Genomic DNA, 26,566 nt, shown 5'->3' on the forward strand with positions numbered 1-26,566 from the left:
CGCGAGATACCCGATGCGATAACGACCGTCGATCATACGCGGCTGCGCGGCCGCCGCAGTGAACTGCTGACTATATTTGATGATTGAGTCCGCCATGACGCCAGCAATACCGTCCAGACACATTTATTGTTGAGGCGGCCAACCGGGCGCGTACGCTGAATTCGGCCATGCAGCAGGCATAATTCGAGGCACGAGGCGCATCGGCATCAATATCGAACCGATGCGGCGTGCGCCGGCACAGTCGGTCGGGTCGACGCGCCTAACGCCTCAACTTTCTGAAAAACTTGCGAATCTCGGCAGCCAGCAGATCCGGTTTTTCCATCGCAGCGAAATGGCCACCGCTCGGCATGTCGGACCATTGCACGACATTGAAGGTTCGTTCGAGCCACGAGCGCGGTGGGTGATTGATCTCCTTGGGAAAATGCGCGAATCCCACAGGCGGCACGACGCGTTGCCCCTCGGCGAAGCGCATCGGCTGCAGCCGGTTTTCCCAATACATCTGCATCGCCGGGCCGATACTCTGCGTGTGCCAGTAGAGCGAAATATTGGTGAGCAATTCGTCTTTCGAGAACACGCGCTCGATATCGCCGTCGCAATCGCTCCACGCGCGAAACTTCTCGCCAATCCATGCAGCGAGCCCGACCGGCGAATCGTTTAGCGACGCCGCCACGGTCTGTGGCTTCGTAGCGTGCACGTGGGCGTAGCCGCCTTCGAGCGCGGCCCATTCATTCTTCTCCCGCAGATAGGTTTCTTCTGCAGGCGTGAGCGGTGTCTGCGCCGCGCCGCTTGCTGGCTCGTATGAGCTCGGCAAGAAGTTGAGATGAATGCCGTCGACAAGCTGGTGATGCCGCGCCGCGAGCGCGATCGAAACGCCCGCGCCCAGATCGCCGCCCTGGGCGCCGAAACGCTCATAACCGAGGCCACGCATCAGTGAAGCCCACAGGTCCGCCACCTGAAACGCGGACGTGCCGGGCGCTATCGGCGCCTGCGAGAACCCGAAACCGGGCAGCGATGGAACGACGACGTCGAACGCATCGGCCGGATCGCAGCCGAACGCGGCCGGGTCGCATAGCCGGTCGAGCAGTGCGTGGAACTCGAAGAACGATCCTGGCCAGCCATGCGTGATCACGAGCGGATAACACGTCGGGCCGACGCCGCGCCGATGCACGAAGTGCACACGTTGCCCCTCGACCTCCGCAACGCATTGCGGTTGCAGATTCAACCGGCGCTCGGCCTCGCGCCAATCGAAATGTTCGGTCCAGTACTGCGCGAGTTCGCGCAGCCAGGCGGAATCGACGCCTTGCTGCCAGGCGGGCGAAGGGGTTGCCGGTGCCCAACGTGTCGCGAGAATGCGCCGGCGAAGATCGTCTATGTCAGCATCCGGCACGGCAATCTGAAACGGCTCTATCTGCATGTCAGTTCATCCGGCACAAGGCATGGGGATAACGGGCACCTTGAATTCGACAGCGCTGATCACGGCGATTCAGCGGGAGCGAAGTCACGAAGCGGGCACAGGGCGGTCACGGAGCGCGTGAAGCAATCTGCATGGTACACAAAGAGCGCATTTCACGTTTTGTGTGGCGAAGACCCGTCGAAACAACGTCCCTGGACGTGTTACCCATGTTCCGATACACCCGTCACCTATGTCCCGAGTCCACACACCGCACCGAATAAAAAAGCCCGCTGGATGCGGGCTTCTTCACAGCTTGTTGCGGACACCGGCCGCTTAGAAACGGTGACGGATACCCACCGTGCCGACCACCTGCGAGTCGGTCGCCGAGGCGCTCACACCGACGATATCCGCCGTGATGCCCGAGTTGCCCACGCTGCCGACATGCTGATATGCCGCTTCAACATACACGTCGGTACGTTTGGACAGTGCGTAGTCGGTCTGCAGCGTGATCTGCTGGTACTTCGGGCTCACGCCGTTCAGACTGGCATCGGTGTACGTGTACGCGCCCGACACCGTCCATGCCGGCGTGAATGCGTAACGTGCGTTCAGTTCATAGTTCGTGAAGCGCGCGCTGCCGCCCGTCAGTGCGAATCCGCTCGTCGTGCCCGACGCGGACGATCCGATCGACGTTGCATTGTTCAATTGCGTCTGTGTGAACACGAGACCGACGTTGGCCGCGCCGAACGCATAGTTCACACCCGCGCCGTAGGTGCGCTGACGGCTTGCGGTGAACGTCGAGTCGCCTGATGGCACGGCGCCGCTTGTGTTAGTGGACGAGCCGGCACCGGTCAGTTGCAGGTAGCCTGCCGCGAACTTCAGGCCGCCGAATGCGTACGATGCGCCGACGCTGTAGGCACGGCTGTCCGCGAAGCTGCCCGCTGCATTCGAGAAGCCGTATAGCGCGCCGAACTTGAAGCCGCCGTAGTCGACGCTCTGGAACTTGACCGAGTTGTTGATACGCATCGAGTTGTTCAGATTGTCGTTGTCGTACGGGTGCGATGCGAGCGTGCCGCCATATTGCGTGCCGTTCAATGCGAGCGGGGCGAGATAGTCGACCACGCTGTCGTACTGGCGACCCAGCGTGACTGAACCGAACTGATCGCTCGACAGACCCACGTATGCCTGACGGCCGAACTCAAGACCATTCTGACCCAGCTTGCCGTTCGAGAGATTGAAGCCGTTTTCCAGCACGAAGATCGCCTTCAGGCCGTTGCCCAGGTCTTCCGAACCGCGCAGGCCCCAACGGTTGCCGTTCAGCATGCCGCTGGCTTGCTGGATGTTGCCGCTGCCACCCGAATTGCTGGTGTAGGTCAGACCTGTGTCGATCAGGCCATACAGCGTGACCGAGTTTTGTGCGTGAGCGGCACCGGCGGCACCGATGAGCGCGAGCGAGAAGCCCGACAATACGAATTTATTCATTGATTTCTCTCCTGACTCAAATAGCGAATGCTATTGAGCGGCCGAGAATATCCCACTAAACGAAAGACTGTTTTTCAGTTAATTACTGACGTTGCGTTTATGCGACGTCATCGACTTTTATATTTCCAATCATTTCGCCGGGTAGCTGGCTTGCCGCTGAAAATTAAATGGGGCGCACTCCTCTCGCGAGTACGCCCCAAGTGCCTGATTTAATGCTGCTCTCGGAGAATCAAGCCGGCGCAGAATAGCACGGCGCTTCTACTTCAACAACTCGTATTGATCAATTTATTATTCCAATTAATTTCCATGGAAATTAATTGGAATAACCTGCCAGATAAATAAACGTATTCCGCCGATTATTGCGGTAATTGAAAATAGTCATTGTCGATTTTAGATTTAACTTTAAATGGCCCTCCACTCACGCCGGGCAAACAGGATGTCGGACTCGTCGACGTTATCCAGGTGGTGGCTTGCGCGTCTTCAAAGATGATTCGCTCTGGTCAGGCTCGGTGCGCCGCCGGGTCCGGCCGGGTCCGGATTGCCGAATGCGGGAAGACTGCCATCGGCACGGGCGCGCGCAATTTCCGCGCGTACCTGTGCGCGTGTTTTGGGGCCACCCTCGGATTTCGCTACGATGCCGGCGGAGGGGGCGAGCTGAGGTGGCGATTGCACTGGGGCAACTTGCGCGGTCAACTCGGCTTGCTGGCTTGGCGGCCGCGCCAATGCGGGCTGTGTCTGCTGTGATTCAGCAGGCGCGCTGGCTACATTCGACGCTACGTTCACTGCAGCCGGACCAGACGATGCGGCGTTAGCAACAACAGATGCACCCGCGCCACGCGTTCGCCCGCCCGAGGTGCTACTACCGGTGCCAACAGCGGCTAGCGCGATTTCAGGCGCATGCAGGGTCTTCGCGTAACTGGGAGATGCATGGCTCCCGTGTTCGCGCATCGCAGTGGTGCTGTCGTGAGGGCGGCCGTTTTTCCCTGAAGACGGCGACAACAATCGCGCCGATTTCCACCGTTGCCGCGCCGACGCTTCCCCATGCGTAGCCGCCGGCGCGCGCTGCGCCTGCTCCGCGCGCGCCTCCGCTTCTCTTTGCAGCGCGAGAACCTGATCGTCGTTCCGATGTGCCGAACGCACCGCGTCCAGTTGCGCCTGCGCGGCGAGCAGATCGTTGCGCTGCAGACTATTGCGCGCCGCCTGAAGGTTGCTTGCAATGGCTTTGGCTGAATCACTGCGGGCAACAACCGGTCCGGAACTCACCGAGCCGGTCATCGTGTCGCCGCGTGTGAGGTGAGCCGACGCGTTGTCGCTCTCCAGGCCGAGTTCGTCCGCCGACAACCAGCTTTTGCCTGACTGCGAAATATAAGCTGCGATCGCAACCGCGCCGACAAAAAGGCTCGTGAGAACTATCTTCCTGAGTTCGCTAACCATGACGTCTCCCTCTCCGATCGTGGACATGTGCGTTTGCGATATCGCCAACGTGCCCGAATTCATCAGAGGGTTCGCTGCGAATCAATAGATGCCGCCGCAACGACCGCGAGTTCGGGCCGGCACAGTCACGTACGAGGATGGCTGCAAGCTGGATGCGTCCTATCTGCTATTTATAGTCTCGAAACTTCGATTCGTCCGCTCGCGTAGGCGTGTTGTCCGAAAAGGCCAGCTTGCTGGCCAGTCTTTCCTACGACGATTGTTGGAACTGCGAAGCAGTGCAAGTGGGCTCACATCCGCCGAACCCACATGTGCTTACACGAGCGGCCCTTCAGTCTGCTTGCCGCGCACGGCAACCGCAATCGAGCTTCCGACAATCAACGCAATCCCGAACAGCGACATGCTGCCGATGGACTCGCCCCACACGATATAGCCGAATAACGCAGCCCATACGATGCTGGTGTAGTTATACGGCGCGAGCGCGCCGGCGTCGGCCTGTCGGAACGCCATCGTCATCAGCAACTGCCCTGCCGTGGCGAACCCGCCGAGCAATGCCATCACCACGAGTGCTTCGATCGAAGGGGTGCGCCACGCGAAAAATAGCGATGCACTGGTAACGATCGTGCCGACCACCGTGAAATACAACACCGTGGTGCCCGAATCGTCGGTGGCGCGAATCCGCTTGATCTGAATGATCGATAACGCGCCGAAAAACGCACTCGAGATCAGCAGGACCGGACCCAGCCAACTCGAATGCGAACCATCCGGCCGCACCACGAAAAGTACGCCGACAAAGCCGACCGCGGCGGCCAGCGCATCGCGCGGCTTGAGCGTTTCCTTCAGAAGCAGCGGCGCAAGAACGATGACCAGCAAGGTCTCCGAGTAAACGATCGCCACCGCTTCGCTGAGCGGCACATAGGGGAGCCCCGCAAAGAACAGCCCCGAGGCGCCGAGCAACGTCAGCGAGCGCAAGGTCTGCCCACGCACATCCATATGTTTGAGACGCTCGATAAGCGGTTTGCCGCGCAGGCAAACGGCCACGGCAGGCAATAAGCCGAACACCATGCGGAAGAACGTCACTTCATTGGCCGGATAGGCGAGCGCGACAGATTTCGCCAGAGCATCGACGAGCGCGAAGCAGAACATCGAAACCAGAATTAGCGCGACGCTGCGTAGCGGCACGGCTCCATTCCGGACAACGGTGATGGGCGGCATGAGTTTTCCTGAGAGCGCGTAAAGCAACGCGTCGCTTTGGTTCCGCCGCCGATGAAAGGGGGGCGTAATCGGAAAACGGATTATGCCTGCTGCTCCACGTGCTATCGCGTGGAATAACCGCGGACATCCATTGCGTATGGCGCCGGCACGCGTTCCGGCTCCCGACCTCGCTCCCTACCTCTCTTTCGCGCCCTATCGGGTAAGTACCGATACAGGTCTTGCCAACTAATAATATTATTCATAGCGATTTCCGCATCCATGGGGCCTAGAGATACTGTCTACAGCCACATGTAGATTTAATAATAATTATGACCATCAATTAAGCGGGGACATCAGGAGATACAGGTGCGCAATTACTTTGTGCTGGCAGCGCTCGCCATGCTGGGCGCGTGCGGCGGCAATGACGGTTCGCCGGACGTGGCTGCGTCGGCGAACAAGCAGATCACGGCAGTCGATTCCTCCGCGGCAGCATCGGCGGCCTCAGCAGCGGTATCCGCCGCGGCCTCGGCGGATACCGCCAACGTTGAAGCCGAGTTCAAGGCCGCGAAGACGATCCCGCTGGGGATGAAAACGACGACACCGCCACTGGTGATCGCAGACCCCACCCTCAACCTTCCGCCTTACACGCCGCCGCCCCCGCCCACGCCGGTTTCCACCACGAACCTCAACTTCGGCGACTTCACGAGCTACCTCGCGCCTGGATCGACACAAGGCTGGCAGCCCGGCACGAGCAGTTCGACCATCACGATTCCCCCGCCGGCAACCAACGCCACGGGCGCCGGCGACAAAACGGTGGCGCTTGCAAGCACGTATGCCACTGCATCGTACGAAGCGGACGTGACGGTGAGCGCACCCGTGGGCAACGGCGCCGCGAACGCCGGCTTTATCGTCCGCACGACCAACCCCACAGCAGGCGGCCCCGATAGCCTGACCGGTTATTACATCGGCCTCGATACCGGTTCGCACGTACTGCAGGTCGGCCGGGAAAACAACAACTGGACGAACTTCATCGCGTATCCGATGAGCACGGTCGTGGGCGGCAGCACGCACCACCTGAAGGTCACGACGAGCGGCACGGCCATTACCGTCGACTTCGACGGTCAGCGCGTGATCAGCGTCAACGACGCCACCAATGCGCTCCCCGCCGCGTTCCAGTCAGGCAGCTTCGGGCTGCGGCGATTCGGCGTCGGCGCCACCTTCAGCAATATCACGATCCATACGTATCCGACCGTCACGTCTCCCTCCTTCGATTTTTCCAAGGTTGTCGGTGCGGTCTACACACCGTCCAGCGCGGTGAACGCGATCGACTTCTGGGAGAACTACGACCCCGAGATCGTCAATCGTGAGCTGACTTACGCGCAGACGTACGGCATGAACACCATTGCCGTGTATCTGCACTACCTCGTGTGGGCGAACGATCGCGTCGCATTCCTGAGCAAGTTCGAAAATCTGCTGAAGATCGCCGCGCGGCATGGCATCAAGGTCTCGCCGATCTTCTACGACGACTGCTGGAATCCCACGCCCGCATATGGTCCGCAGCCGGCGCCGGTCTGGGGGGTGCATAACAGCCAATGGGTGCAGTCGCCCGGAACGCCGGTTGAACAGGCGTATTTCCAATCGACGGCGGCCAATGCCAGCATCACCTATAAGCAGAGTCTCGCGAGCTACATCACCGACTTCGTCGCGCCTCACCGCAACGACCCCCGCATCATTTTCTGGGAACCCATGAACGAACCGGGTTGTAGTGGCAACGGCTCGTTGCAGCAAACGCGCGCCGTGATGATGAACGATGCACGCATCGCGATTCTGAATGCGGGTGCCACGCAGCCGATCAATTCGCCGCAAGTGCAGGAGGACGAAGGCTCGTATTTCTCGGACTTCTATGCGTTCCACCCGTACGGCAACCCGTACACGGGTCCGGCGAACGGCAGCAATGTCAGCGCGTTGAATTCCGAAACGCTGCAACGCGGCTTCCCTGGCACGACGGGACAGACGATGCCGGGCATTGTGTCGAACTACGGCGGCACGACGGGCTTTGTTGTGTGGGAATTGATGATCGGCCGCACCAATACGCGCTTCCATTGGGGCCAGGTACCGAGCGCGCCTGCCACTGTCGAACCCGCAACGCCCTTCCAGGGGACGATCTATCCGGACGGTCACCCATGGCAGACGTCGGAAACGCAGGCTTTGACGGGGGGATTCGATGTGAAGCTGCCGGTGCTGCAGGTCGGCTACTACAACGATCCGACCTTCAACAGCGCGCCGGTCAAGACGTCGGTCACGCCATTGATCGACTTCGACCTGAACACCGAGCGTGGCACCGATTCGCCTGATGCCTCCGCGGGCATCAACGCGACCGGCTATGGCGTGCGATGGACCGGCGCGATTCAGGCGGCGCAAACAGGGCTCTACACGTTCTCGATCAATAGCGATAACGTTGCGCGACTCTGGATCAACGGGGTGCGGGTCATCAACAAGAAGACCTCGACGCTAGCCACCGTAAGCGGCACGACCTGGCTCTCCGCGAAGCAGCGCGCCTCGATCAAGGTCGAGTATGTGCATGGTACGGGTCCGGCAAGCATGCACCTGTCGTGGTCGAGCCCCGCGGCGCGGAATCCTGGGGCACTGAGGATCGTGCCGTCGGATTCGCTCGTGACGTCGAACTGAAGGAGACTTAAAGAACCCTGATTAGCCAGTCGGCAGTGTGGACGCTGCCGACTGGCGGGTTTAGCGCATTCCATCGGCTTGTGCCGTGCGCCTCGGCGCATTCCCTGCGCATAATTTGAACCTCCCTCCGTTTTATGCGATGCTACCTGCGCCCCAGCAATCATGAGAAGAAAAAGGGCGTGAGGCAGACCAATCCTGTTGTCCATTCCTCAGGAGGAGACATGATTGTGTCATCGCAATTACACAGTATCGGCCTCGCCCGTCGGCTGACATTTCCCCCGTTGGCGGGGGCTTCCAGTTTAAGAAAAGCAACCGCCGTTTCCAGCTTCGTCTTCCTCACCAGTCTCATCGGTGTGTGTCATGCTGACACTCAGGTCGGCGGCACACTTCCTCCCGCTCCCGACAAGCTATACGGCGATCTATTCGTGGCCGTGCAAACCGCCCAGATCTATCCGGATCAAAAGACTTTCGTCGACGCAACGCCAAACGCCGATCCTGCCGCGATCGTGCAACTGTACGAACAACAGAAGAACAATCCCGGCTTTTCGCTAGCGAACTTCGTCAACCAGTACTTCACGCCGCCGAGCGAGCCTGTCATCACACCGCCCGCGAATCAGACGCTGCGCGAGCACATCAACTGGCTGTGGCCTGCCCTCACCCGCACCACCACGAGCGCGCCGGCGAACAGTTCGCTGATTCCGTTACCGAAGCCGTATGTCGTGCCGGGGGGCCGCTTCCGCGAGGGCTACTACTGGGACACGTATTTCACGATGCTGGGTTTGCAGGAATCGGGCCATGAAGATCTCGTCGACAACATGCTCGACAACTTCGCGTATGAAATCGATACGTTCGGTCACATTCCAAACGGCAATCGAACCTACTATCTGGACCGCTCCCAACCACCGTTCTTCTCGTACATGGTGGCGCTGGCGGCGAAGCTCGAGGGCCGTGGCGTCTATCAGAAGTATTTGCCGGCCTTGCGCAAGGAGTATGCGTACTGGATGCAAGGGGAAACTACGACGCAACCCGGCCAGGCGACGCGTAATGTGGTCGTGATGCCGGATCGCACGGTACTCAACCGTTACTGGGATGAACTCGATACGCCCCGTGACGAGTCTTATCTGGAGGACATTCAAACGGCGCAACAAGCCACCGGCCGCAATCCGAACGAGGTCTACCGCGAATTGCGGGCGACCGCCGAGAGCGGCTGGGATTTCAGCTCCCGCTGGTTCGGCGACAACATGACACTCGCGACGGTGCGTACCACGTCGATCATCCCGGTCGATCTGAACAGCCTCATGTTCCACCTTGAAATCACCATCGCAAAAGGCTGCGGCGAGACACGCGATTTCCGTTGTGTCGGCGAGTTCGCCGAGCGCGCCGCGAAACGGGCGCTCGGTATCAACCGGTACTTGTGGAATGCGAACGGCTACTACGGCGATTACGACTGGGTGCTTGCGAAACCGCGTGACAACAAAACCGCGGCGATGGTGTTTCCGTTGTGGGTCGGCGCCGCGTGGCCGGAACGCGCGCAAAAAACGGCCCAGCAGGTGCAGTCCATCCTGCTGCAACCCGGCGGCCTTGCGACCACCACCTACAACACCACGCAGCAATGGGATGCACCGAACGGCTGGGCGCCGCTGCACTGGGTCGCGATCGAAGGCCTGAAACGCTACGGTCAGGATGCGCTCGCGCAGCAGATCGGCACACGCTTTCTGGCCGACGTGAAAGGCGTTTATGCGTCGGAGAAGAAGCTGGTCGAAAAGTACGTGGTTGAAGGCGCGGGCACCGGAGGTGGCGGCGGTGGCGAGTATCCGTTGCAGGACGGCTTTGGATGGACCAACGGGGTGACACTCAAGCTACTCGATCTGTATAGCCCTGGCGAATAGGCATGTCGTGAAGTGCATCTGGATGAAGCGAGGCGCACACGTCAGCATCAAATGACGTGTGCGCCTCGCTTTACCGAGCGCCTCAATACGTCAGGCCATATCCGAACGGATACAACGGATGCGCCGTATCGTGCGGCACGTCTTCCAGTTGCGCGGTGACCTCGGCCATCGACGAAGGCAACTCGAACGGCAGTTTGCCTTGTGGTTGGCCTTTGCCGGTCAACACGTCGAATAGCGCGGCATCGCTTGCGCCGAAATTAGCGAGGATGGCGGTTGCTTTATCCTGGACGTTGGTGAGAATCGCCGGGCGGTCCATGTACACCGACACGATCGACTTCGGCGCATTAGCGGCCTGCTTGATCGCCTCATAGTCCTTGTTGCCGTCGACGAACGCCAGGCTGCCTTCATGCTGCATCGAGCCGAACATATAGTTCGGATGCAGCGTTTCGTACGGCGTGCTCACGCGCAGGATCGCCACGTCCGCGGCTTGCGGCGTATCGACAACCTGGTAGCCATATTTCTGCGCGACGGCCGGATCGACACCGTACAGCCAGACTTTCTTCCCCGCTGCCGTCATGGGCAGCAGTTTGCCGTTGTTTTGCAGCAGCACCATGGAACGACGTTGCGCGTCGAGCGCTTGCGCCTGGAAATCCGCATTGCCCACCACCGTGCTCGCCTGGTTCGCATCGACATAAGGATGATCGAACAAGCCTTGCTGGAATTTCTGCAAGAGGATCCGGTACGCCGAATCATCGAGGCGCGCTTGCGTCAATTGCCCCTGATTCACGGCCTGAATGAGAAAGCTTGGATCGTCTTCGCCGCCGAACTGGTCGACACCGGCGTTGACTGCTCTCACGAAACGCTGCTGACGGGTAGCGGTTTCCATGCCCCACGGCATGCCCAGTCCGACAAACGAGGGCGCGCCGGAGGACGTGCCGTTCATGCAGTTGGCGTCGCAGTCCGAGGCAATCAGCCAGTCCGACACGATCACGCCTTTGAAGCCGTACTTGCCTCGCAGCAGATCGGTCAGCAGCGGTTTGTCATAGGCGGCGCCGACCTGTTCCAGGGCAATGCCGTCGATGCTCACGGGTCCGTCCGGCTCGGAATAAGTCGGCATCACGGAACCAACGTTAGCGGCGAAGGCGCCTTCAAAAGGCTTCAGGTGATAGGCGAAATTGTTGCCCGGATAGGTCGCATAGCGGCCATAGTAGTTATGGCTGTCGAAACCGGATTTCTGCGCGCCATAGCCGGCCCAATGCTTGACCACAGCAATCACGCTATTCGCCTGGATGCCGTTGCTGCCGCCCTGAAACCCCTCGATATAGGCCTGCACCTGCGACTTCGTCAAATCCGCATCTTCGCCGAAGGTGCCGTTGATGCGAGCCCAACGCGGCTCAGTCGCCAGATCGGCCTGCGGCGAGAGCGCCACGGTAATGCCGACGGCGCGATACTCCTGGCGCGCGATGTCGCCGAACTTGCGTGTCAGGTTCGCGTCGCCAATCGCGGCGAAACCGAGCGTTTCGGGCCACTTCGAAAAGCCGCTGTCGCCGGCGCTCGCGCCCAGCACATATTGAAAGTGATTACGCGGGTCCGTGCTGATCGACACCGGAATACCGAGCCGCGATTGCTCCGCCAGGGTCTGAATCTGGTTGTACTGGCTGGCCATCGTGTTGGCATCACCGCTCATGCGCGTAATGTACGTGCTGATGCTGTGGTCGTTGATCTGCGTCTTCAAAGCGGCCATATCGTAGGCCGTGCCGGTGCCTGAGCCCGTCGTATCGTTCAACACAGGCGCGGTGCCGTGCATCATAAGGCCGGCTTTTTCGGCGAGCGTCAATCGGCTCACCAGATCGCGCGCGCGTACGTCGGCGCTTAGACGCCAGTCTTCGTACGGCTCGAGCTGACCGCTCCTGTTCATGTCCTTGAACTTGAGGCCGTCTTTAGAAATGAGGTTGAGCGTCGTATAACCGAAGTCCTTCTGCGCGACGGGTGCATCGAGTTTGTCGTTGTTCCCGCAAGCGGCGAGGCCTAGCGCGAGCGCGGCGCTGGACGCCGTCAATGCCGATCTGCGAAAAACAGGCCCTGAAAAAATGTGCATCAATGTCTCCTGGGATTTGATTCGTTTTGCCCGCTTTTGAACGGCCAGACCAACAGCCGTGCGTCACTCTACCGACCCAGTCCGGTACCCGTTTTACTGCCGGGTGCAGGTTTTATCCTCGTGGAGCACGACACATGATGCGACGCATCAAAGCCCTTCGAATTCCGCCTGGCGCATGCGCCCTGAATCACCCTGCTCCTTGGAAAGCCGCATGGCGCCATGCTCTGCGGGCAACTGGCAAGTAGTGGCAATTCCTGATGGTGTCGGCGAACATCTCTGCGCATCATTCTGTAAGGAATGTTTTCGTAAACTACATGTCATCCAAAATGCAGGTGCGCTTTAGCGGCAACAGCCGTACTGTCTCCAATCGCATTGCTGTTTTCGCCATGGATGCGGCTGAGCGTGCCGGTGTATCGCCGCAGCTTTTCACTGCCCGCACCGGCATCAGCACGCAGGATCTGATCGATCGAAACGGCCGCATCGATGGCGCGCGGCATCGGCGCGTCGTGGAGTTGATGGCGGCTGTGAGCTCGCCTTCCCGCGTGATCCCGGACGGCCTGCAGACTTTTTTCCCGGATTTTCCGGTGCTGGGCAACCTGTGCCTCAATGCACGCACGCTGCGTGAAGCTATCGAGTCATTTCACACGTATCGCCCGCTCATCGGCGAGTTCGATTTTCTCTGCTACAAAGAGACGTCCGAACTCGCCCGGTTCGACTACATTGCCGAGTTCGCCCCAGCCGACGGCTTTCAGGCACTCGCCAACTTTCAGGTGCTTGCCGGCCTGATCCGCGCTTATGACATGGCGCGACGCACGGTATTTCAGGTTTCGTTAATGGGCCGCAGATTGCCCGGATCTCAAGATTCCAGTGAGTTCTTCGGCGCCGAAATCCGGTATGGCGCCGATGCGAACCGGCTGCAGTTCGCCGCCGCCCAACTAGACGTGCCATTCCCACAGTACAACGGCACGCTGGCGCCGTTTCTGCAGCAGCAGGCTCAACGGGAACTGCTGCAAATCAAGCGAGGCCATCTGTTCTCGAACAGCGTCGAGAACCTGATCAGCGAAATCATCATCGACACGTCCGACGAGCGGCATACGTCATCCTCGTTGCTCGCGCAAATATGCGAGCGGCTCAATACCTCACGGTGGACGCTGCGCCGCCAGTTGCAGGCGGAGGGCCTGCATTTCACCGAACTCGAATCCCGTGTCAAGTTCAAGGAAGCATGCCGATTGCTGAGCGAAACCCGCTTGGGTCTTGCGCACATCAGCGAACAACTCGGCTTCTCGTCGCAGAGCGCTTTCACGCGGTTCTTTCGTACCCGCCATGAGATCCCGCCGCTGGCGTTTCGCCGTCGCGCGCAGTCGGGATAGCAGGCGCACAAGCAAACACTGTATAAAAACACAGTATAATGGCCGACATGAGCAGCCCTGCGCTCCTGCCGGGCTATCGCTACTCCACAGTTGGAATGTATGGCGCATCAGCAAGGCTTATTCGCACCCGAGCCTGTGTCCCTCATCCATGACGAGGAAGGCGGAATTCGTTATTTGCCCGAGTCGATCCCGGCCCAGGCCGCGCAAGAGTGGTTCGAGCAGGCACTTGAAAACATCGGCTGGATGAGCCAGCAGCGCATGATGTATGAGCGGGAAGTGGCGGTGCCACGTCTGCTCGCCACCTTCGCACGTGAATCCGAGGATCTGCCCGCGCCGCTAGGCGAAGCATTCGAAACCGTCCGCTCGCTGCTCGGCGTGCCGTTCAATCGCGTCGGCCTCAATCTCTATCGCGACGGCAATGACAGCGTCGCGCTCCACGGTGACAAGACGGAAAAACTGTTACCCGCTCTGCCGATTGCCATCGTCTCGCTGGGCGTGGGCCGCCGCATGTCGATCCGGCCGAAGGCGGGTTCCGGCCGAATCGTGCATGTGGAACTGGAGCCAGGCAGTTGCATCGTCATGAGCTACGCCTCGCAGTTCACGCATGAGCACGGCATTCCCAAGGTGGCCGGTGTGACCGAGCCGCGTATCAGCCTCGCGTTTCGCTGCTTTGCCGGCTGAGGCTGCTACTGAGTCCGTTTTTGAGGCCGTTTCTGTACGCGCTTCCTGGTCGACACCATTCGCGCGCACACTGCTGCGAGTGTGCAAGCAACGTGCTGATGATAAGAAAGCGGCCAGTATGTTTCGCATAGTCCGCGACCTTCAAGACCGCGTCCCGGTCGATCTGCCGATCCCGCTCCGCCCCCTCACGTCACGCCGAGTTTCGCGAGCAGCGCTTCGGCCGCGGCTTCCGACGACGCGGGATTCTGCCCCGTAATCAGATTGCCCGCGACCACCACATGCGACTGCCAATCCGGCCCCTTCGAATACCTGGCGCCGTTCTTCTTCAACATGTCTTCGACGAGGAAAGGCACGACGTCCGTGAGCCCGACTGCCGCTTCTTCGGAATTGGCAAAGCCGGTAACGGGTTTATCGCGCACGAGTGGCGTCTCGTCCGGCCCCTTTGCATGACGCAGCACGCCGGGCGCATGGCATACCGCGCCGACGGGCTTTCCGCCGGCATAGAGCGCTTCGATCAGGGCAATGGAATGTGGGTCCTCGGCGAGATCCCACAGCGGTCCGTGACCGCCGGGATAGAACACTGCGTCATAGTTCGCCGCCGACACGGTGGAAAGCTTCGCGGTAATCGCCAACGCGGCTTGCGCGTCCGGATCCTTTCTGAATCGCCGGGTTGCGTCGGTCTGCGCGTCGGGGTCGTCGCTCTTCGGGTCGAGCGGCGGCTGGCCGCCTTTGGGCGAAGCGAGTGTCATCTCGACGCCGGCATCCTTGAACACGTAATACGGCGCGGCAAACTCCTCGAGCCAGAAGCCGGTTTTCCGGCCTGTATTGCCGAGTTCGTCATGTGAAGTCAGTACCACCAGAATCTTCATGGCAACCTCGTGTGGATTCGATTCGCGTTGCACCAGGCCGTCAAGCGGTGTCGGCGGCTTCTGGTGTTCTGGCAGTATAGGTGGCTATCGGGAACGCAGCGCTAGACAGCGTAAATTTCGGGGTTGTCCGTCAAAGGCAAAAAATTCCCCGTGTGTCCATCGAGCGCAAGCATCACACCACTTTCGATGTTGAAAATCCAGCCGTGCAATCGCAGTGTTTTGTTCGCGAGGCCTACGGCCACCGACGGATGAGTGCGAATGTTCGCGAGCTGAGCAATCACATTGTCTTTGACCAATGCGTCGAGGCGTTCCACGTCTGACGCGTAAGTTCGCGACGCGTGAACCGCTTTCGCGGCGTCAGCGTGACGAAGCCAACCCGCCACGGCCGGCAGATGGTCGAGGTTCATGCAGGTGCAGATCGCTGTCATCGCCCCGCAATTGGAGTGACCGCAAATCACGATATCGCGCACGCCCAGTACCGCCACCGCATACTCGACGGTAGCGGATACCCCGCCCGGCTCCGGGCCGTAAGACGGCACGATGTTGCCCGCGTTGCGGATCACGAACAGCGCGCCGGGCTCCACTTGTGTCAGCAACTCGGGAACAACACGGCTATCCGAGCAGGTCACGAACAGCGTGCTCGGACTTTGCGAAACCGATAAACGTTTGAACAATGCGCTCTGCTGCGGGAAGACTTCGCGTTGAAAGCGGATGAATCCTTCTATGATTTCCTGCACGACGTTCTCCGGATAATCAAGGCCTCAGCCTGCGGCAAGCTGAGGCGTGTCTGCGATCGGTTCGCGCGACTATACCGTAGCCGACCGAGGTCGCTTCCTGATCGAGCAGGCCGGTGCTTCTTCCAGATAGAGCGCTCGATCGGATCGTCGTCGATTGATGAAGACCATGAAGACGATGAAGGCACTGTAGCCTGGCCGTTGGCGTGCTGGTACATCGCCTCGGCGTCCACGCCCATGCGCAGGGGAAAGCTATCGGAGCGGGCCCGGCGCCCAGATGCCGGACCTTGGCTCCTATATCAAGAATTGGGCCGCTAGTGCCTCAATTGAAATCCCCGGTTTCGAGTTCCACGGACTGTCCCCCGTTTTTCTCGAGAACCCGCCGCGTTGCATTTTCAATCCGCGCGCGATTTGCCTCGAAAGTACCGACCAGATTGTGGGCCGATGGCCCCCCGTTGCCGAAATGGTCGTTCAGCGCGTCTAGCGACACGCTGCACCAGACGTCAGCCCCATCCACATTAGCTTCGAAGGCTACGCGCGCCGCTGCCACCACTTCACGGCGTCCGGTGAATTCGATCCTCATAATGACCCTCCATTTGTCGAAAGTACCATCGAGCGCGCAAAGGCTGTGCCAAGCTGCTTTTACGCCGCTTCAGCTTCGCCATATCGGCTCGCGCTCAGCGCACATTCTCCACAAGGTGCATACTTGAGTTCGGCCGCCTTCGGGCGGCCGCGCTTATGCGTCACGGCGTGCAGGTCACCTGTCACGCCGCCAGACGCCTCCAACATACTAATACTACCCGCCCCATGTCCCGCAGCCCGCAATCGTCGCGTCCTTTAGTCATTGCCGCAGTCATGGCTTCGATGGCGATGGTCGCCATCGAAGCCACCATCGTTTCCACCGCCATGCCGCAGATCGTCTCGCAACTCGGCGATCTGCATCTGTATAGCTGGGTCTTTTCGTCGTTCCTGCTCACGCAAACCGCGATGACTGTGGTCTTCGGCAAGCTCACCGACCTGTATGGACGCAAGCCGGTCATGCTCACCGGCATCGCGATCTTTCTGCTCGGCTCGGTGCTGGCCGGCTTCGCCTGGTCGATGCCCGCGATGATCGCGTTCCGCCTGATTCAGGGCATCGGCGCGGGCGCGATCCAGCCGGCCACGCTGACCATCGTCGCCGATCTCTACCCGGCGCGCGAACGCGGCAAGGTACAAGGCTATCTTGCCAGCGTATGGGCCATTTCCGCGGTGGTCGGGCCGATGGTGGGCGGCTTCATCATTCACAACCTCTCGTGGGCGTGGATCTTCTGGATGAACGTGCCGATCGGCCTTGCGTCCGCTGCCGGCTTCATTGCGTTCCTGCGCGAATCGGAGCGGCATACGCGTCCGTCGATCGACTTCGCGGGCGCGGCGTTGTTCATGGCGGCGATCGCGGCACTCATGATGGCGCTGACCTACGCGGGCGACGAGGACATCGCCAAGGCATCGCTCGCGGGCGCTGCCTTCATGGTGTCCCTGGTGTTGTTCGTGTTTCAGGAGCGCCGCGCGGCTGAGCCGATGATCTCGTTCGCGCTCTGGAGCCGCCGGCCGATCGCCGCGTGCAATGCTGCAACCGTGCTGTCCGGCATGATCCTGATGGGTGCCACGACCTTCCTGCCGATGTATGTTCAGGGCGTGCTGCATCGCTCGCCCGTGGTCGCCGGTCTTGCGCTCACCATGATGATGGTGGGCTGGCCGGCGGGCGCGACGCTCGCGGCGAAAACATTTCACCGCCTCGGCTTGCGGCGCATTCTGATCGGCGGCAGTGCATTCGTGCCGATCGGCGCGGTGCTGCTGCTGTTCCTGGAACCCGGTGGCTCGCCGCTCGTCGCGGCCTTCGGTTCGCTCATCATGGGCTTCGGCATGGGCACGTCGAGCGTCAGTTCGCTGGTGCTGATCCAGGAGATCGTCAAGATGGACGAACGCGGCAGCGCCACCGCGTCGAATCTCTTTTCGCGCAATCTCGGCAGCACGCTCGGCGCGACGCTGTTCGGCGCGGTGCTCAACTTCGGGCTCAGTCACTCGAAGGGCGTCGCCGCGGTCACCTCGGATCAGCTAAAAGCGCTGCTGCAGAATCAGGCGGCGAGTCTCGCCGACAGCGACATGGTCCGCATGGTATTGCATCAGTCGCTGCATCTGACCTTCATCTCGATCTTTGCGATTGCGATCTTTGTGGTCGTGCTGCTGGGCTTCGTGCCGCCAATCAATATCGGTCCGGCGAAGACGGTACCGCTTGAAGCGTTTTCACCGCTTGAGGACTAAGCTTCGCGACGAGCCGCCCGCCGGTAATGCGGCCGCGAAAAAGTCGAGCGCCCGTTGAGCCGTCTGCGCATGGACCACATCGCGATCCATGCGCACTCAACGCACGCTCGGCGTTCAATACTACAATCAGAATGACGCGACGCCGGAAAGGCGCACACCAAAAAAATAGAGAGAGAAAGGGGATTGTATGGATCGTGTGGAACCCATCCTGACAGCGCCAGGCCACGCTTCGGGAACCCCCTTTTTTGCTGATTGGGACAACACGCAGACGTTCGGCGTGCACTACTCCATCAAACCTTCCGGCAGGCGAGGCTTTTTTTCCGCGATCCGCTATGCACGCAGCATCAACGGCGAACTGTCGTTTTCAAAAGATGACATCACCCTGCACGGCGCGACCGACACCGAGCGGCGATACCTTCAGCGGGCAGAAATCTTCGACATCAAACTCGCCGGCCGTCGCATTTCGTTCGATCTGCATGGAGCGCCAGGCGGCATTGAGCACGTCGTATTGAAGACGCGCAGTGAGGAAGACATTCGGCGCATTGTCGAATTGCTGCCGGCTCGAATGACGCCTGCATTCGCAGCTGAGCGCATCGCCCTCACCACGTTCAATGACAGGCTCGCCGCCTTGACGCCGTTCACCTGGGTGACGTATCTGCTGATCGCGCTGAATGTCATCGTGTTCGCTGCGATGTACGCTGCGGGCGTTGTCGGCGTGAGGAAAGTGGATCTTCACGCGATCGTCGACTGGGGCACGAACTTCGGGCCCTATACGCTCGCCGACGAACCCTGGCGGCTCATCACATCGATGTTCGTGCATTTCGGCTTGTCGCACGTAACGTTCAACATGATCGCCCTTTTCGCGGTGGGACGCCTGACGGAGCGGCTCTACGGAAATATGCGATTCCTCGCGCTTTACCTGTTCGCCGGGCTGACCGGCAGCATCGCAAGCGTCCTCGCGCATCCGACCATCGACAGCGCCGGCGCATCCGGCGCCATCTTCGGCGTCGCCGGCGGCCTGCTGATTTTCGTGCTGCGCTTTCGCAAGGAATTCCCTGCTTCCATTGCCGCGCGCAATCGTAGCTGGATGTGGGTGTTCATTCTCGTCAACCTGTTCGATGGCTTCAGGCATCGCGGCGTCGACAATGCCGCGCACCTGGGCGGCCTGGCCGGCGGTTTGCTGATCGGCGCACTGCTGGCAAGACCGCTCGCGAACGAAGCGCGTCAGCGGTACGCATTCAGAAGTGCGTTGCTGTCCTGGCTGGTGGCAGGTATCACACTGGGCGCCTTCACCTATCCGCTGACGCACTTCAGTGAAGCTAAACGCGAGGAGCTTCAATTTTCGAAAATGCTGGTCGAATTAGACCCGCAGGAGAAGCACGCTATCGCGGCCACCGCCGCATTGCAGCGCATGAAAATGCATTCGCAAATTGAAAAAGACACGGTCTCCAACAAGATCATCGTGGAGATTGTTCCCCAATGGGACGCGCTCTATGCGTCGGTCGAGAACACGCGGCTGCCCGATGGTTCACGGCGCGCCGCGCTACGGCAAGCGATGCTGCGCTTCTTCGACGACAACCGCCGGTTCGCCCGCGCCGCAGCCCTCCTGCTCACGCGTGCTCAAGATCTCGATTCGGCGACACTGGCGCCGCTCCATGCGCTCAGCCAGGATGCCGTGGAACAGGCAGCGCTGATCAGGAAGCTGGCCGCAGCGACCAACGGGCCGCCACGCTGACGCGCACGTAGCCATCCCGACGATATCAATCGCCGTCCCGGCAGAGCCTCATCATCCACGCATAAACCGCATCCACCGCCGCGGAGCGCGCCGGCTGCGCCGAGCGCATCAACCAGAGCGGCGCAAGGGCGAATCCCGGTATCTGCGGCAAGATCTCGACACGCCCGCTCGTCAATGCATCGCCAGTGGTGAGCCGGGACACCATCGCGATGCCCGCTTCCTGCTCGGCGGCCGCCACGAGGAAGCGCGGATCGCTGACGGTCATCGCACGCCGCGTCCGCAAGCCGCCTCGCCTTAACTCAGGCAACCACGGCGCCCACTCGGCACGCGCTTCGTGAACCAGCAGGGGCGCCTGCGTCAGCACCTCCGGAAATGAGGCGGAGCGCAGACGGCGTGCTGTCTCGGGGCCGCAAATGGCGACCGCTTCTTCTTCGAACAGCAACTCGCACACCACTTCCGGCGTGCGAATTTCCTTTGCCGACACCACCAGATCGACGTCAACGCGATCGATCTCGTTGACCTCTTCACCGGTCACGAGCCAGATCTCGAGGTTCGGCAACGCCTCGGAAAACGCCCGCATGCGCGGCATCAGCCAGCCGGAGGCAAACTGCGGCGCACACACGAGGATCACCGAATCGGGATTGCCATACGGCTCGATACGATCACGCCCGTCGGCCAGCGTGGAAAGCGCGCTTGTCACGGTCTGCGCGTACAGCGCGCCGGCGGCCGTCAACGCGACGCCGCGGCCAATCCGCCGGAACAGCGGCTGGCCGGTCCATTCCTCGAGTTGCTGGATCTGATGGCTGATCGCCGATTGGGTCAGCGCCAGTTCCTGCGCGGCTCGCGTGAAACTGCCAAGGCGCGCGGCGGCGTCGAATGCGAGCAAAGCCTGCAGTGGGGGAAGTCTACGCATCGGATCGTCAGAGCCAGAGTCACGGCAAGATATTAGAAATATCGATACTTCCAGCAAGATTCTTCGCTTTTCGCCGGAATATTGCCCCGCAATGATAGCGCCAGTTGCTCTCCACACCCTGCATGCTGTTTCGGCAGACATGAGAAATATTTGTGTGACGGCGCTCATTGAAACTGACCGGATCGACCTGTATGACCCAGAACCTGAACGCTTTGCACCCCACCGCCACCATGCCTGCCGCCGGCGCTGACGCAGCCGGGCAACCCGCTGCGCCCACCTACGCCGGCGTGCTGTCCTTCATGCGCCGGCCCTACACGCGCAATCTCACCGGCGTCGATGTCGCCGTATCGGGCATTCCGCTCGACCTCGCGACCACCTTCCGCCCCGGCACGCGCTTCGGTCCGGCGGGCATGCGCGCGGCCTCGGTACAACTGGCCGATCTGGGCGCGTTTCCGTGGGGCATCGATCCGTTCGATCATCTCAACGTGGTCGACTACGGCGACTGCTGGTTCGACGCCCACAACCCGCTCGGCATTCGCGACGCGATCATCGCTCACGCACGCGAGATTCTCGCGACCGGCACCCGCATGCTGACGTTCGGCGGTGATCACTACATTACGTACCCGCTGCTGGTCGCGCATGCTGAAAAGTACGGCAAGCCGCTGAGCCTGATTCATTTCGACGCGCATTGCGACACCTGGCCGGACGACAACCCCGATTCGCTGAACCACGGCACGATGTTCTACAAAGCGATCCGCGAAGGGCTGATCGATCCCGCCCGTTCGGTGCAAGTCGGCATTCGCACCTGGAACGATGACTTCATGGGCGTGCGCATTCTCGACGCACCGTGGGTCCACCGCAACGGCACGCAGGCGACCATCGACGAAGTGCTGTCGATCGTCGGCGATGCGCCCACCTACCTCACCTTCGACATCGACTGTCTCGATCCGGCCTTCGCACCCGGCACGGGCACGCCCGTGGCGGGCGGCCTGAGTTCGGCGCAGGCGCTGGAAATCGTTCGCGCACTGGGTCCCGTGAATCTGGTGGGCGCGGACGTGGTGGAAGTCTCGCCGCCCTACGACCACAGCGACGTGACCGCGCTCGCCGCGGCCCACCTTGCTGCCGACATGCTGTGCCTGATGCGCAATCAGAAGCTGCAACGCCATCAGCGCATGTAAAGCCGCGACTGATCTGTTGAAACCTTTCTGGACGACCACCATGCCCCACACCGTCATGAAACCGACGCTCGCTGCGCCGCTACTGGCAGCGCTGTTGTCCTGCGCGTTCTGCCCCACCGCGCACGCTGACGAAAAGCAGCTCAATCTCTACAACTGGGCCGACTACATCGCGAAAGACACAGTACCGAACTTTGAAAAAGAGTCCGGTATTCACGTGCAATACGACGTCTACGACGGCGACGAAACCTTGCAGGCCAAACTGCTGACCGGTTCGACAGGCTACGACGTCGTGGTGCCGACCTCGAACTTTCTTGCCAAGCAGATCGAGGCCGGCATTTATCAGAAGCTCGACAAATCGAAACTGCCGAATCTGGTGAACCTCGACCGCAGTCTGCTCAAGCTGGTCGCCGATGCGGACCCCGGCAATCAGTACGCAGTGCCGTGGGCGTGGGGCACCACAGGACTCGGCTACAACGTCACGCGGGTCAAGAAGATTCTCGGCAACGATGCGCCGCTCGATAGCTGGGACATTCTGTTCAAGCCCGAGTATCTGAGCAAGCTGAAGAGTTGCGGCGTGTCCGTGCTCGACGCGCCGACCGACGTGTTCGCGGTCACGCTGCACTACCTTGGCCGCGACCCGAACAGCACGAACCCAGCCGACTACCAGGCCGCCTACGATGCGCTGAAGAAAATCCGCCCATATATCACGCAGTTCAATGCGACGAGTTACATCAACGACCTCGCGGGCGACGACATCTGTTTCGCGCTGAGCTGGTCGGGTGACGTGTCGATGGCGAGCCATCGCGCGCGCGAGGCCAACAAGAGTTACGAGGTTAAATACTTCATTCCTCAGGGCGGCGCGCCGGTCTGGTTCGACATGATGGCGATCCCGAAAGATGCGCCGCATCCGGAAGCGGCGCTCGACTGGATCAATTACATCGAGCGCCCGGAGGTTCATGCGGGGATCACCAATGCCGTGTTCTATCCGAATGCGGATGCCGCCGCGCGCAAATTCGTACGGCCGGAAATTCTCAACGATCCGACCGTCTATCCGCCTGAGTCCGTGCTGAAAACGCTGTTTCTGCTCAAGCCCCTGCCCGCCCCGATCAAGCGCCTGGAAGGCCGGCTGTGGGCGCAGTTGAAAACTGGAGGATAGAACGTTCTCTGAGCCTGGGCGTGCAACGGGGCGGCCCAGGTTATGGCTTGGCCCTATGCCGCGAGCAGTTCGATTCCATCTAACTGCGCCGCGCACGTATCGCGCACGATCCTGACGAAATCGTCGAAATAAGGGCGGCTCGCGAAGCCTTTGGCGGCTACCGCATAAAGCTCGCTCCATAAGCCCTGCGGGCCGACACGTTTGGCCAGCACGTAGTCGTGGTCGACGTAGTTTTTCACGCCCCAGTTCGGCAACGCCGCGATCCCGCGGCGGCTCGCCACCAGTTGCATGATCGCAATGGTCAACTCCGCCGTGCGCCGCTCGAGCTTGATACCGGCCGGCTCCAACACTTCGCGAATCAGATCGATACGCGTTTCTGGCACAGGATAGGTGATCAGCGTCTCCTCGCGAAGATCGTCCGATACCACGCGCCGTTTATTCCGTAACCGGTGTTCGTTGGCCATCACCACCAGAATTTCGAAGCGGAATAGCGGCGCGATATGCAGGCTGCGCTTGGTGGCGGGCTTCGAACCGATCACCACATCGGCCTTGCCATCGCTCAACAGGCGCAGTGGGTCCGCATGAAAACCCGCGACCAGGTCGACTTCGACTTCGGGCCAGCGCCGGCGGAACTCGTCCATGACCGGCATCAGCCAGTCGAAACAGGTATGGCATTCCAGCACGATACGCAATTCGCCGCGCGTGTCGCCCTTCAGACGCACGAGATCGCGCTCCGCCGCGCTCACCGCGGCAATCGTCTCGCGCCCGAGCGCCAGCAGCCGCTCGCCCGCGGCGGTGAAACGCAAACCCTGTTTGGTGCGTTCGAATAGCGAGATATCGTAATGCGCCTCGATATCGCGGATCTGATGCGACAGCGCGGACTGACTCAGATGAACGCGTTCGGCAGCCGCCACCAGCTTGCCGGAGTCGGCGATGGCGATCAGCGAACGCAAGTGGCGAAGCTCAAGCATCTCGCGGCTCCACGCTGAAAGAATTGGTGGGGATATGAATCTGGCTCATACATTGGTGAAAACATGTCGCTTGATGAATCATAGCGCGACTTCCACACTGAGCGCCAATTCATACAACGCACAAAAGGAATTCGCATGGCCCGCACGCACATCCCCGGCTTTCCGCGCATCGGCGCGCAACGCGAACTGAAATTCGCGCAGGAATCGTTCTGGCGCGGCGAATCGGACGAAACCTGTCTGCGTGGCGTCGCAAAGGCGTTGCGCGCCCGCCATTGGCAGCTGCAGCAGGACGCCGGACTGGATTTCGTCACCGTCGGCGATTTCGCCTACTACGATCAGATGCTCAATCTGAGCGCGCTGCTCGGCGCGTTGCCCGCGCGCTTTGGCTTCGATCCGAAAACGCTGTCGCTCGGTCGGTACTACGAGCTCGCGCGCGGCAACCACGCGCAACCTGCAATGGAAATGACCAAGTGGTTCGATACGAACTACCACTACCTCGTGCCGGAGCTGGGTCCGGATACGAGCTTTAACGGCGGCGTCGAGTGGCTGTTCGACGAGATCGACGAAGCGCTCGCGCTAAATTTGCCGGTCAAGCCGGTGCTGATTGGGCCGATTACCTACCTGTGGTTGTCGAAGAGTCACGTGGCTGGCTTCGACCGGTTGTCGTTGTTGCCGAAGCTCGTGATCCGCTACAGCCGCATTCTGGAGATGCTCAAGCAACGTGGCATCGAATGGGTGCAGCTGGATGAACCGGCGCTGTGCCTCGATCTGCCGACGGAATGGCTCGACGCGTTTTCCGCTGCGTATGAGGTGCTCGGCACATCGGGCGTCAAGGTGTTGCTCGCGACGTACTTCGAAACCGCCGCTGACCACGCGCAACGTGTCGCCAGGCTGCCGGTTGCCGGCGTGCATATCGATCTGGTGCGTGCGCCGCAACAGATCGATGCATGGCGTGCCGCGTTGCCCGCGCACGCGGTGTTGTCGGCAGGGGTGATTGACGGCCGCAATATCTGGCGTGCGGATCTCGGCGATATCGTCGAGTCGTTGCAGGCGTTGCATGCGGAGCGTGGCGAACGTTTGTGGATCGCATCGTCGTGCTCGTTGCTGCATGTCCCCGTTTCGCTCGACGCGGAGAAAAAGCTTGATGCCGATCTGAAATCCTGGCTCGCCTTCGCAACTGAAAAGCTCGATGAAGTCGGCACGATCGCTCTCGCCCTGCGTAATCCTGGCGCGGCTGAACCGAAGCTTGCCGCCGCGGACCTCGCACTGGAAGCGCGCCGCCACTCGAGCGCGGTCGTCAATGCACTGGTCCAAAAACGCGTCGCCGCCGTGAGCGCTGCGATGGCAGAGCGTAAAAGCCCCTTCGCCGAACGCAATCGCGTGCAACGCGCAGCGCTCGACCTGCCGCTCCTGCCTACCACCACGATCGGTTCGTTCCCGCAAACGCCGGCCATCCGTCAGGCGCGTGCCGCCTACAAACGCGGCGAACTGCGCGCGCTCGACTATCTGCAGCGGATGCGCGCTGAAATCGAAATCGCCGTGCGCAAACAGGAAGAACTGGGACTCGACGTCCTCGTGCACGGCGAAGCCGAGCGCAACGACATGGTCGAATATTTCGGCGAGCAGTTGTGGGGCTATGCGTTCACGGAAAACGGCTGGGTGCAGAGCTACGGCTCGCGCTGCGTGAAACCGCCGATCATTTACGGCGACGTCTATCGCCCTGAACCGATGACGGTCGAAACCACCCGCTACGCGCAATCGCTCACGCATCGCTTGATGAAAGGCATGTTGACCGGTCCGGTGACGATGCTGCAGTGGTCTTTCGTACGCGACGACCAGCCGCGCTCGACCACCGCGTTGCAACTTGCGCTCGCGATTCGCGATGAAGTAGTGGACCTCGAAAAGGCCGGCATCCGCATCATCCAGATCGACGAACCGGCCTTCCGCGAAGGCTTGCCGTTGCGTAAAACCGATTGGGCCGCGTATCTGGAATGGGCAACGCGCGTGTTCCGCATTTCGGCAGCGGGCGTCGCGGATCAGACGCAGATTCACACGCATATGTGCTATTCGGAATTCAACGACATTCTGCCGTCGATCGCCGCAATGGACGCCGATGTGATCACGATCGAGACCTCACGTTCAGCGATGGAACTGCTCGACGGTTTCGGTGCGTTCGCGTATCCGAACGAAATCGGTCCGGGTGTCTACGATATCCACTCGCCGCGCGTGCCGAGCACGGAAGCCATGCAGCGGCTGCTGGAGCGCGCATGCGAAGTGATTCCGGCTGCGCGACTGTGGGTCAATCCGGATTGCGGACTGAAGACGCGCGGCTGGCCGGAGACGGAAGCAGCATTGACGAATATGGTGCGCGCCGCGAAGGCGTTGCGGGTGAAGCTGGCGGCGAAGCAGCTTGAATTGACTGAATAAACGGCTGAAGAGACGCCGCCTGCAACGTTCATCCGTAACCAACGACTTACGAATGCGCT

The 26,566-nt window shown here is 60.7% G+C and carries 19 protein-coding genes; 9 read left to right on the forward strand and 10 right to left on the reverse strand.

Going from position 1 to position 26,566, the window contains the following annotated elements; translation table 11 throughout:
* Positions 1 to 259 precede the first annotated feature (259 nt).
* From PQQ52_RS12115 to PQQ52_RS12130, 4 genes are all read right to left on the reverse strand, one after another.
* Positions 260 to 1,414 carry an epoxide hydrolase family protein gene (locus PQQ52_RS12115; protein ID WP_408210915.1) on the reverse strand — a complete coding sequence of 385 codons (1,155 nt, stop codon included), beginning with the start codon at positions 1,412 to 1,414 and terminating at the stop codon, positions 260 to 262.
* Positions 1,415 to 1,726: 312 nt separating this feature from the next.
* A complete protein-coding gene (locus PQQ52_RS12120; RefSeq protein ID WP_408210918.1) occupies positions 1,727 to 2,872 on the reverse strand; it encodes a porin in 1,146 nt (381 codons plus the stop codon).
* Between the two features lie 480 nt (positions 2,873 to 3,352).
* Complete coding sequence (locus PQQ52_RS12125; RefSeq protein WP_408210921.1) at positions 3,353 to 4,333, reverse strand: hypothetical protein; 981 nt, start codon at positions 4,331 to 4,333, stop codon at positions 3,353 to 3,355.
* A gap of 285 nt (positions 4,334 to 4,618) precedes the next feature.
* Positions 4,619 to 5,518 carry a DMT family transporter gene (locus PQQ52_RS12130; protein WP_408210924.1) on the reverse strand — a complete coding sequence of 300 codons (900 nt, stop codon included), beginning with the start codon at positions 5,516 to 5,518 and terminating at the stop codon, positions 4,619 to 4,621.
* Between the two features lie 345 nt (positions 5,519 to 5,863).
* Between PQQ52_RS12130 and PQQ52_RS12135 the strand changes: the two genes are divergently transcribed.
* Together PQQ52_RS12135 and treA are read left to right on the forward strand one after the other, a co-directional pair.
* Positions 5,864 to 8,185, forward strand: a complete 2,322-nt coding sequence (locus PQQ52_RS12135) for a PA14 domain-containing protein (protein ID WP_408210926.1) — start codon at positions 5,864 to 5,866, stop codon at positions 8,183 to 8,185.
* Between the two features lie 221 nt (positions 8,186 to 8,406).
* Positions 8,407 to 10,074 carry an alpha,alpha-trehalase TreA gene (gene treA / locus PQQ52_RS12140; protein ID WP_408210928.1) on the forward strand — a complete coding sequence of 556 codons (1,668 nt, stop codon included), beginning with the start codon at positions 8,407 to 8,409 and terminating at the stop codon, positions 10,072 to 10,074.
* An 82-nt stretch (positions 10,075 to 10,156) separates the two neighbouring features.
* On the opposite strand, the gene PQQ52_RS12145 is transcribed toward treA, so the two are convergent.
* Positions 10,157 to 12,133: a glycoside hydrolase family 3 protein gene (locus PQQ52_RS12145; RefSeq protein WP_408210931.1), complete on the reverse strand. Its 1,977-nt coding sequence runs from the start codon at positions 12,131 to 12,133 to the stop codon at positions 10,157 to 10,159.
* A 353-nt stretch (positions 12,134 to 12,486) separates the two neighbouring features.
* On the opposite strand from PQQ52_RS12145, the gene PQQ52_RS12150 reads away from it, so the two are divergent.
* On the forward strand, positions 12,487 to 13,542 hold the full coding sequence (locus PQQ52_RS12150; RefSeq protein ID WP_408210934.1) for a helix-turn-helix domain-containing protein: 1,056 nt from the start codon (positions 12,487 to 12,489) through the stop codon (positions 13,540 to 13,542).
* Positions 13,543 to 13,641: 99 nt separating this feature from the next.
* Positions 13,642 to 14,223 carry an alpha-ketoglutarate-dependent dioxygenase AlkB gene (locus PQQ52_RS12155; RefSeq protein ID WP_408210937.1) on the forward strand — a complete coding sequence of 194 codons (582 nt, stop codon included), beginning with the start codon at positions 13,642 to 13,644 and terminating at the stop codon, positions 14,221 to 14,223.
* A gap of 185 nt (positions 14,224 to 14,408) precedes the next feature.
* Here the strand turns inward: PQQ52_RS12155 and PQQ52_RS12160 are convergent, their stop codons facing one another.
* From PQQ52_RS12160 to PQQ52_RS12170, 3 genes are all read right to left on the reverse strand, one after another.
* Positions 14,409 to 15,092 carry a type 1 glutamine amidotransferase domain-containing protein gene (locus PQQ52_RS12160; protein WP_408210940.1) on the reverse strand — a complete coding sequence of 228 codons (684 nt, stop codon included), beginning with the start codon at positions 15,090 to 15,092 and terminating at the stop codon, positions 14,409 to 14,411.
* 101 nt (positions 15,093 to 15,193) lie between these two features.
* Complete coding sequence (locus tag PQQ52_RS12165; protein ID WP_408210943.1) at positions 15,194 to 15,829, reverse strand: carbonic anhydrase; 636 nt, start codon at positions 15,827 to 15,829, stop codon at positions 15,194 to 15,196.
* A gap of 319 nt (positions 15,830 to 16,148) precedes the next feature.
* On the reverse strand, positions 16,149 to 16,409 hold the full coding sequence (locus PQQ52_RS12170; RefSeq protein ID WP_408210945.1) for a DUF1488 family protein: 261 nt from the start codon (positions 16,407 to 16,409) through the stop codon (positions 16,149 to 16,151).
* 224 nt (positions 16,410 to 16,633) lie between these two features.
* Between PQQ52_RS12170 and PQQ52_RS12175 the strand changes: the two genes are divergently transcribed.
* Both PQQ52_RS12175 and PQQ52_RS12180 read left to right on the forward strand, forming a co-directional pair.
* Positions 16,634 to 18,127, forward strand: a complete 1,494-nt coding sequence (locus PQQ52_RS12175; protein WP_408210947.1) for an MDR family MFS transporter — start codon at positions 16,634 to 16,636, stop codon at positions 18,125 to 18,127.
* A gap of 187 nt (positions 18,128 to 18,314) precedes the next feature.
* Positions 18,315 to 19,862, forward strand: a complete 1,548-nt coding sequence (locus PQQ52_RS12180; RefSeq protein WP_408210949.1) for a rhomboid family intramembrane serine protease — start codon at positions 18,315 to 18,317, stop codon at positions 19,860 to 19,862.
* A 25-nt stretch (positions 19,863 to 19,887) separates the two neighbouring features.
* On the opposite strand, the gene PQQ52_RS12185 is transcribed toward PQQ52_RS12180, so the two are convergent.
* The gene (locus PQQ52_RS12185; protein WP_408210952.1) at positions 19,888 to 20,775 is read right to left on the reverse strand and encodes a LysR substrate-binding domain-containing protein; all 888 of its coding nucleotides are present in this window, start codon (positions 20,773 to 20,775) and stop codon (positions 19,888 to 19,890) included.
* Between the two features lie 230 nt (positions 20,776 to 21,005).
* On the opposite strand from PQQ52_RS12185, the gene speB reads away from it, so the two are divergent.
* Both speB and PQQ52_RS12195 read left to right on the forward strand, forming a co-directional pair.
* The gene (gene speB, locus PQQ52_RS12190) at positions 21,006 to 21,953 is read left to right on the forward strand and encodes an agmatinase (protein ID WP_408211056.1); all 948 of its coding nucleotides are present in this window, start codon (positions 21,006 to 21,008) and stop codon (positions 21,951 to 21,953) included.
* 40 nt (positions 21,954 to 21,993) lie between these two features.
* Positions 21,994 to 23,109, forward strand: coding sequence for a polyamine ABC transporter substrate-binding protein (locus PQQ52_RS12195; protein WP_408210954.1), 1,116 nt, complete (start codon positions 21,994 to 21,996; stop codon positions 23,107 to 23,109).
* A gap of 53 nt (positions 23,110 to 23,162) precedes the next feature.
* Here the strand turns inward: PQQ52_RS12195 and PQQ52_RS12200 are convergent, their stop codons facing one another.
* Positions 23,163 to 24,080 carry a LysR family transcriptional regulator gene (locus tag PQQ52_RS12200; protein WP_408210956.1) on the reverse strand — a complete coding sequence of 306 codons (918 nt, stop codon included), beginning with the start codon at positions 24,078 to 24,080 and terminating at the stop codon, positions 23,163 to 23,165.
* A 135-nt stretch (positions 24,081 to 24,215) separates the two neighbouring features.
* Here PQQ52_RS12200 and metE point away from each other — a divergent pair, with 135 nt between their 5' ends.
* The gene (gene metE, locus PQQ52_RS12205; protein ID WP_408210958.1) at positions 24,216 to 26,507 is read left to right on the forward strand and encodes a 5-methyltetrahydropteroyltriglutamate--homocysteine S-methyltransferase; all 2,292 of its coding nucleotides are present in this window, start codon (positions 24,216 to 24,218) and stop codon (positions 26,505 to 26,507) included.
* Positions 26,508 to 26,566: the final 59 nt, after the last annotated feature.

Origin of the sequence: Paraburkholderia sediminicola (assembly GCF_046030555.1) — a bacterium.
In the GTDB taxonomy this organism is placed as follows: Bacteria; Pseudomonadota; Gammaproteobacteria; order Burkholderiales; family Burkholderiaceae; genus Paraburkholderia; species Paraburkholderia sediminicola_E.

Excerpts from the sequence above, each read along its gene's own strand:
- PQQ52_RS12115 (WP_408210915.1), bottom strand. The coding sequence starts at position 1,414 with ATGCAGATAGAGCCGTTTCAGATTGCCGTGCCGGATGCTGACATAGAC.
- PQQ52_RS12120 (WP_408210918.1), bottom strand. The coding sequence starts at position 2,872 with ATGAATAAATTCGTATTGTCGGGCTTCTCGCTCGCGCTCATCGGTGCC.
- PQQ52_RS12125 (WP_408210921.1), bottom strand. The coding sequence starts at position 4,333 with ATGTCCACGATCGGAGAGGGAGACGTCATGGTTAGCGAACTCAGGAAG.
- PQQ52_RS12130 (WP_408210924.1), bottom strand. The coding sequence starts at position 5,518 with ATGCCGCCCATCACCGTTGTCCGGAATGGAGCCGTGCCGCTACGCAGC.
- treA (WP_408210928.1), top strand. The coding sequence starts at position 8,407 with ATGATTGTGTCATCGCAATTACACAGTATCGGCCTCGCCCGTCGGCTG.
- PQQ52_RS12150 (WP_408210934.1), top strand. The coding sequence starts at position 12,487 with ATGTCATCCAAAATGCAGGTGCGCTTTAGCGGCAACAGCCGTACTGTC.
- PQQ52_RS12155 (WP_408210937.1), top strand. The coding sequence starts at position 13,642 with ATGGCGCATCAGCAAGGCTTATTCGCACCCGAGCCTGTGTCCCTCATC.
- PQQ52_RS12160 (WP_408210940.1), bottom strand. The coding sequence starts at position 15,092 with ATGAAGATTCTGGTGGTACTGACTTCACATGACGAACTCGGCAATACA.
- PQQ52_RS12170 (WP_408210945.1), bottom strand. The coding sequence starts at position 16,409 with ATGAGGATCGAATTCACCGGACGCCGTGAAGTGGTGGCAGCGGCGCGC.
- PQQ52_RS12175 (WP_408210947.1), top strand. The coding sequence starts at position 16,634 with ATGTCCCGCAGCCCGCAATCGTCGCGTCCTTTAGTCATTGCCGCAGTC.
- PQQ52_RS12180 (WP_408210949.1), top strand. The coding sequence starts at position 18,315 with ATGGATCGTGTGGAACCCATCCTGACAGCGCCAGGCCACGCTTCGGGA.
- PQQ52_RS12185 (WP_408210952.1), bottom strand. The coding sequence starts at position 20,775 with ATGCGTAGACTTCCCCCACTGCAGGCTTTGCTCGCATTCGACGCCGCC.
- speB (WP_408211056.1), top strand. The coding sequence starts at position 21,006 with ATGCCTGCCGCCGGCGCTGACGCAGCCGGGCAACCCGCTGCGCCCACC.
- PQQ52_RS12195 (WP_408210954.1), top strand. The coding sequence starts at position 21,994 with ATGCCCCACACCGTCATGAAACCGACGCTCGCTGCGCCGCTACTGGCA.
- PQQ52_RS12200 (WP_408210956.1), bottom strand. The coding sequence starts at position 24,080 with ATGCTTGAGCTTCGCCACTTGCGTTCGCTGATCGCCATCGCCGACTCC.
- metE (WP_408210958.1), top strand. The coding sequence starts at position 24,216 with ATGGCCCGCACGCACATCCCCGGCTTTCCGCGCATCGGCGCGCAACGC.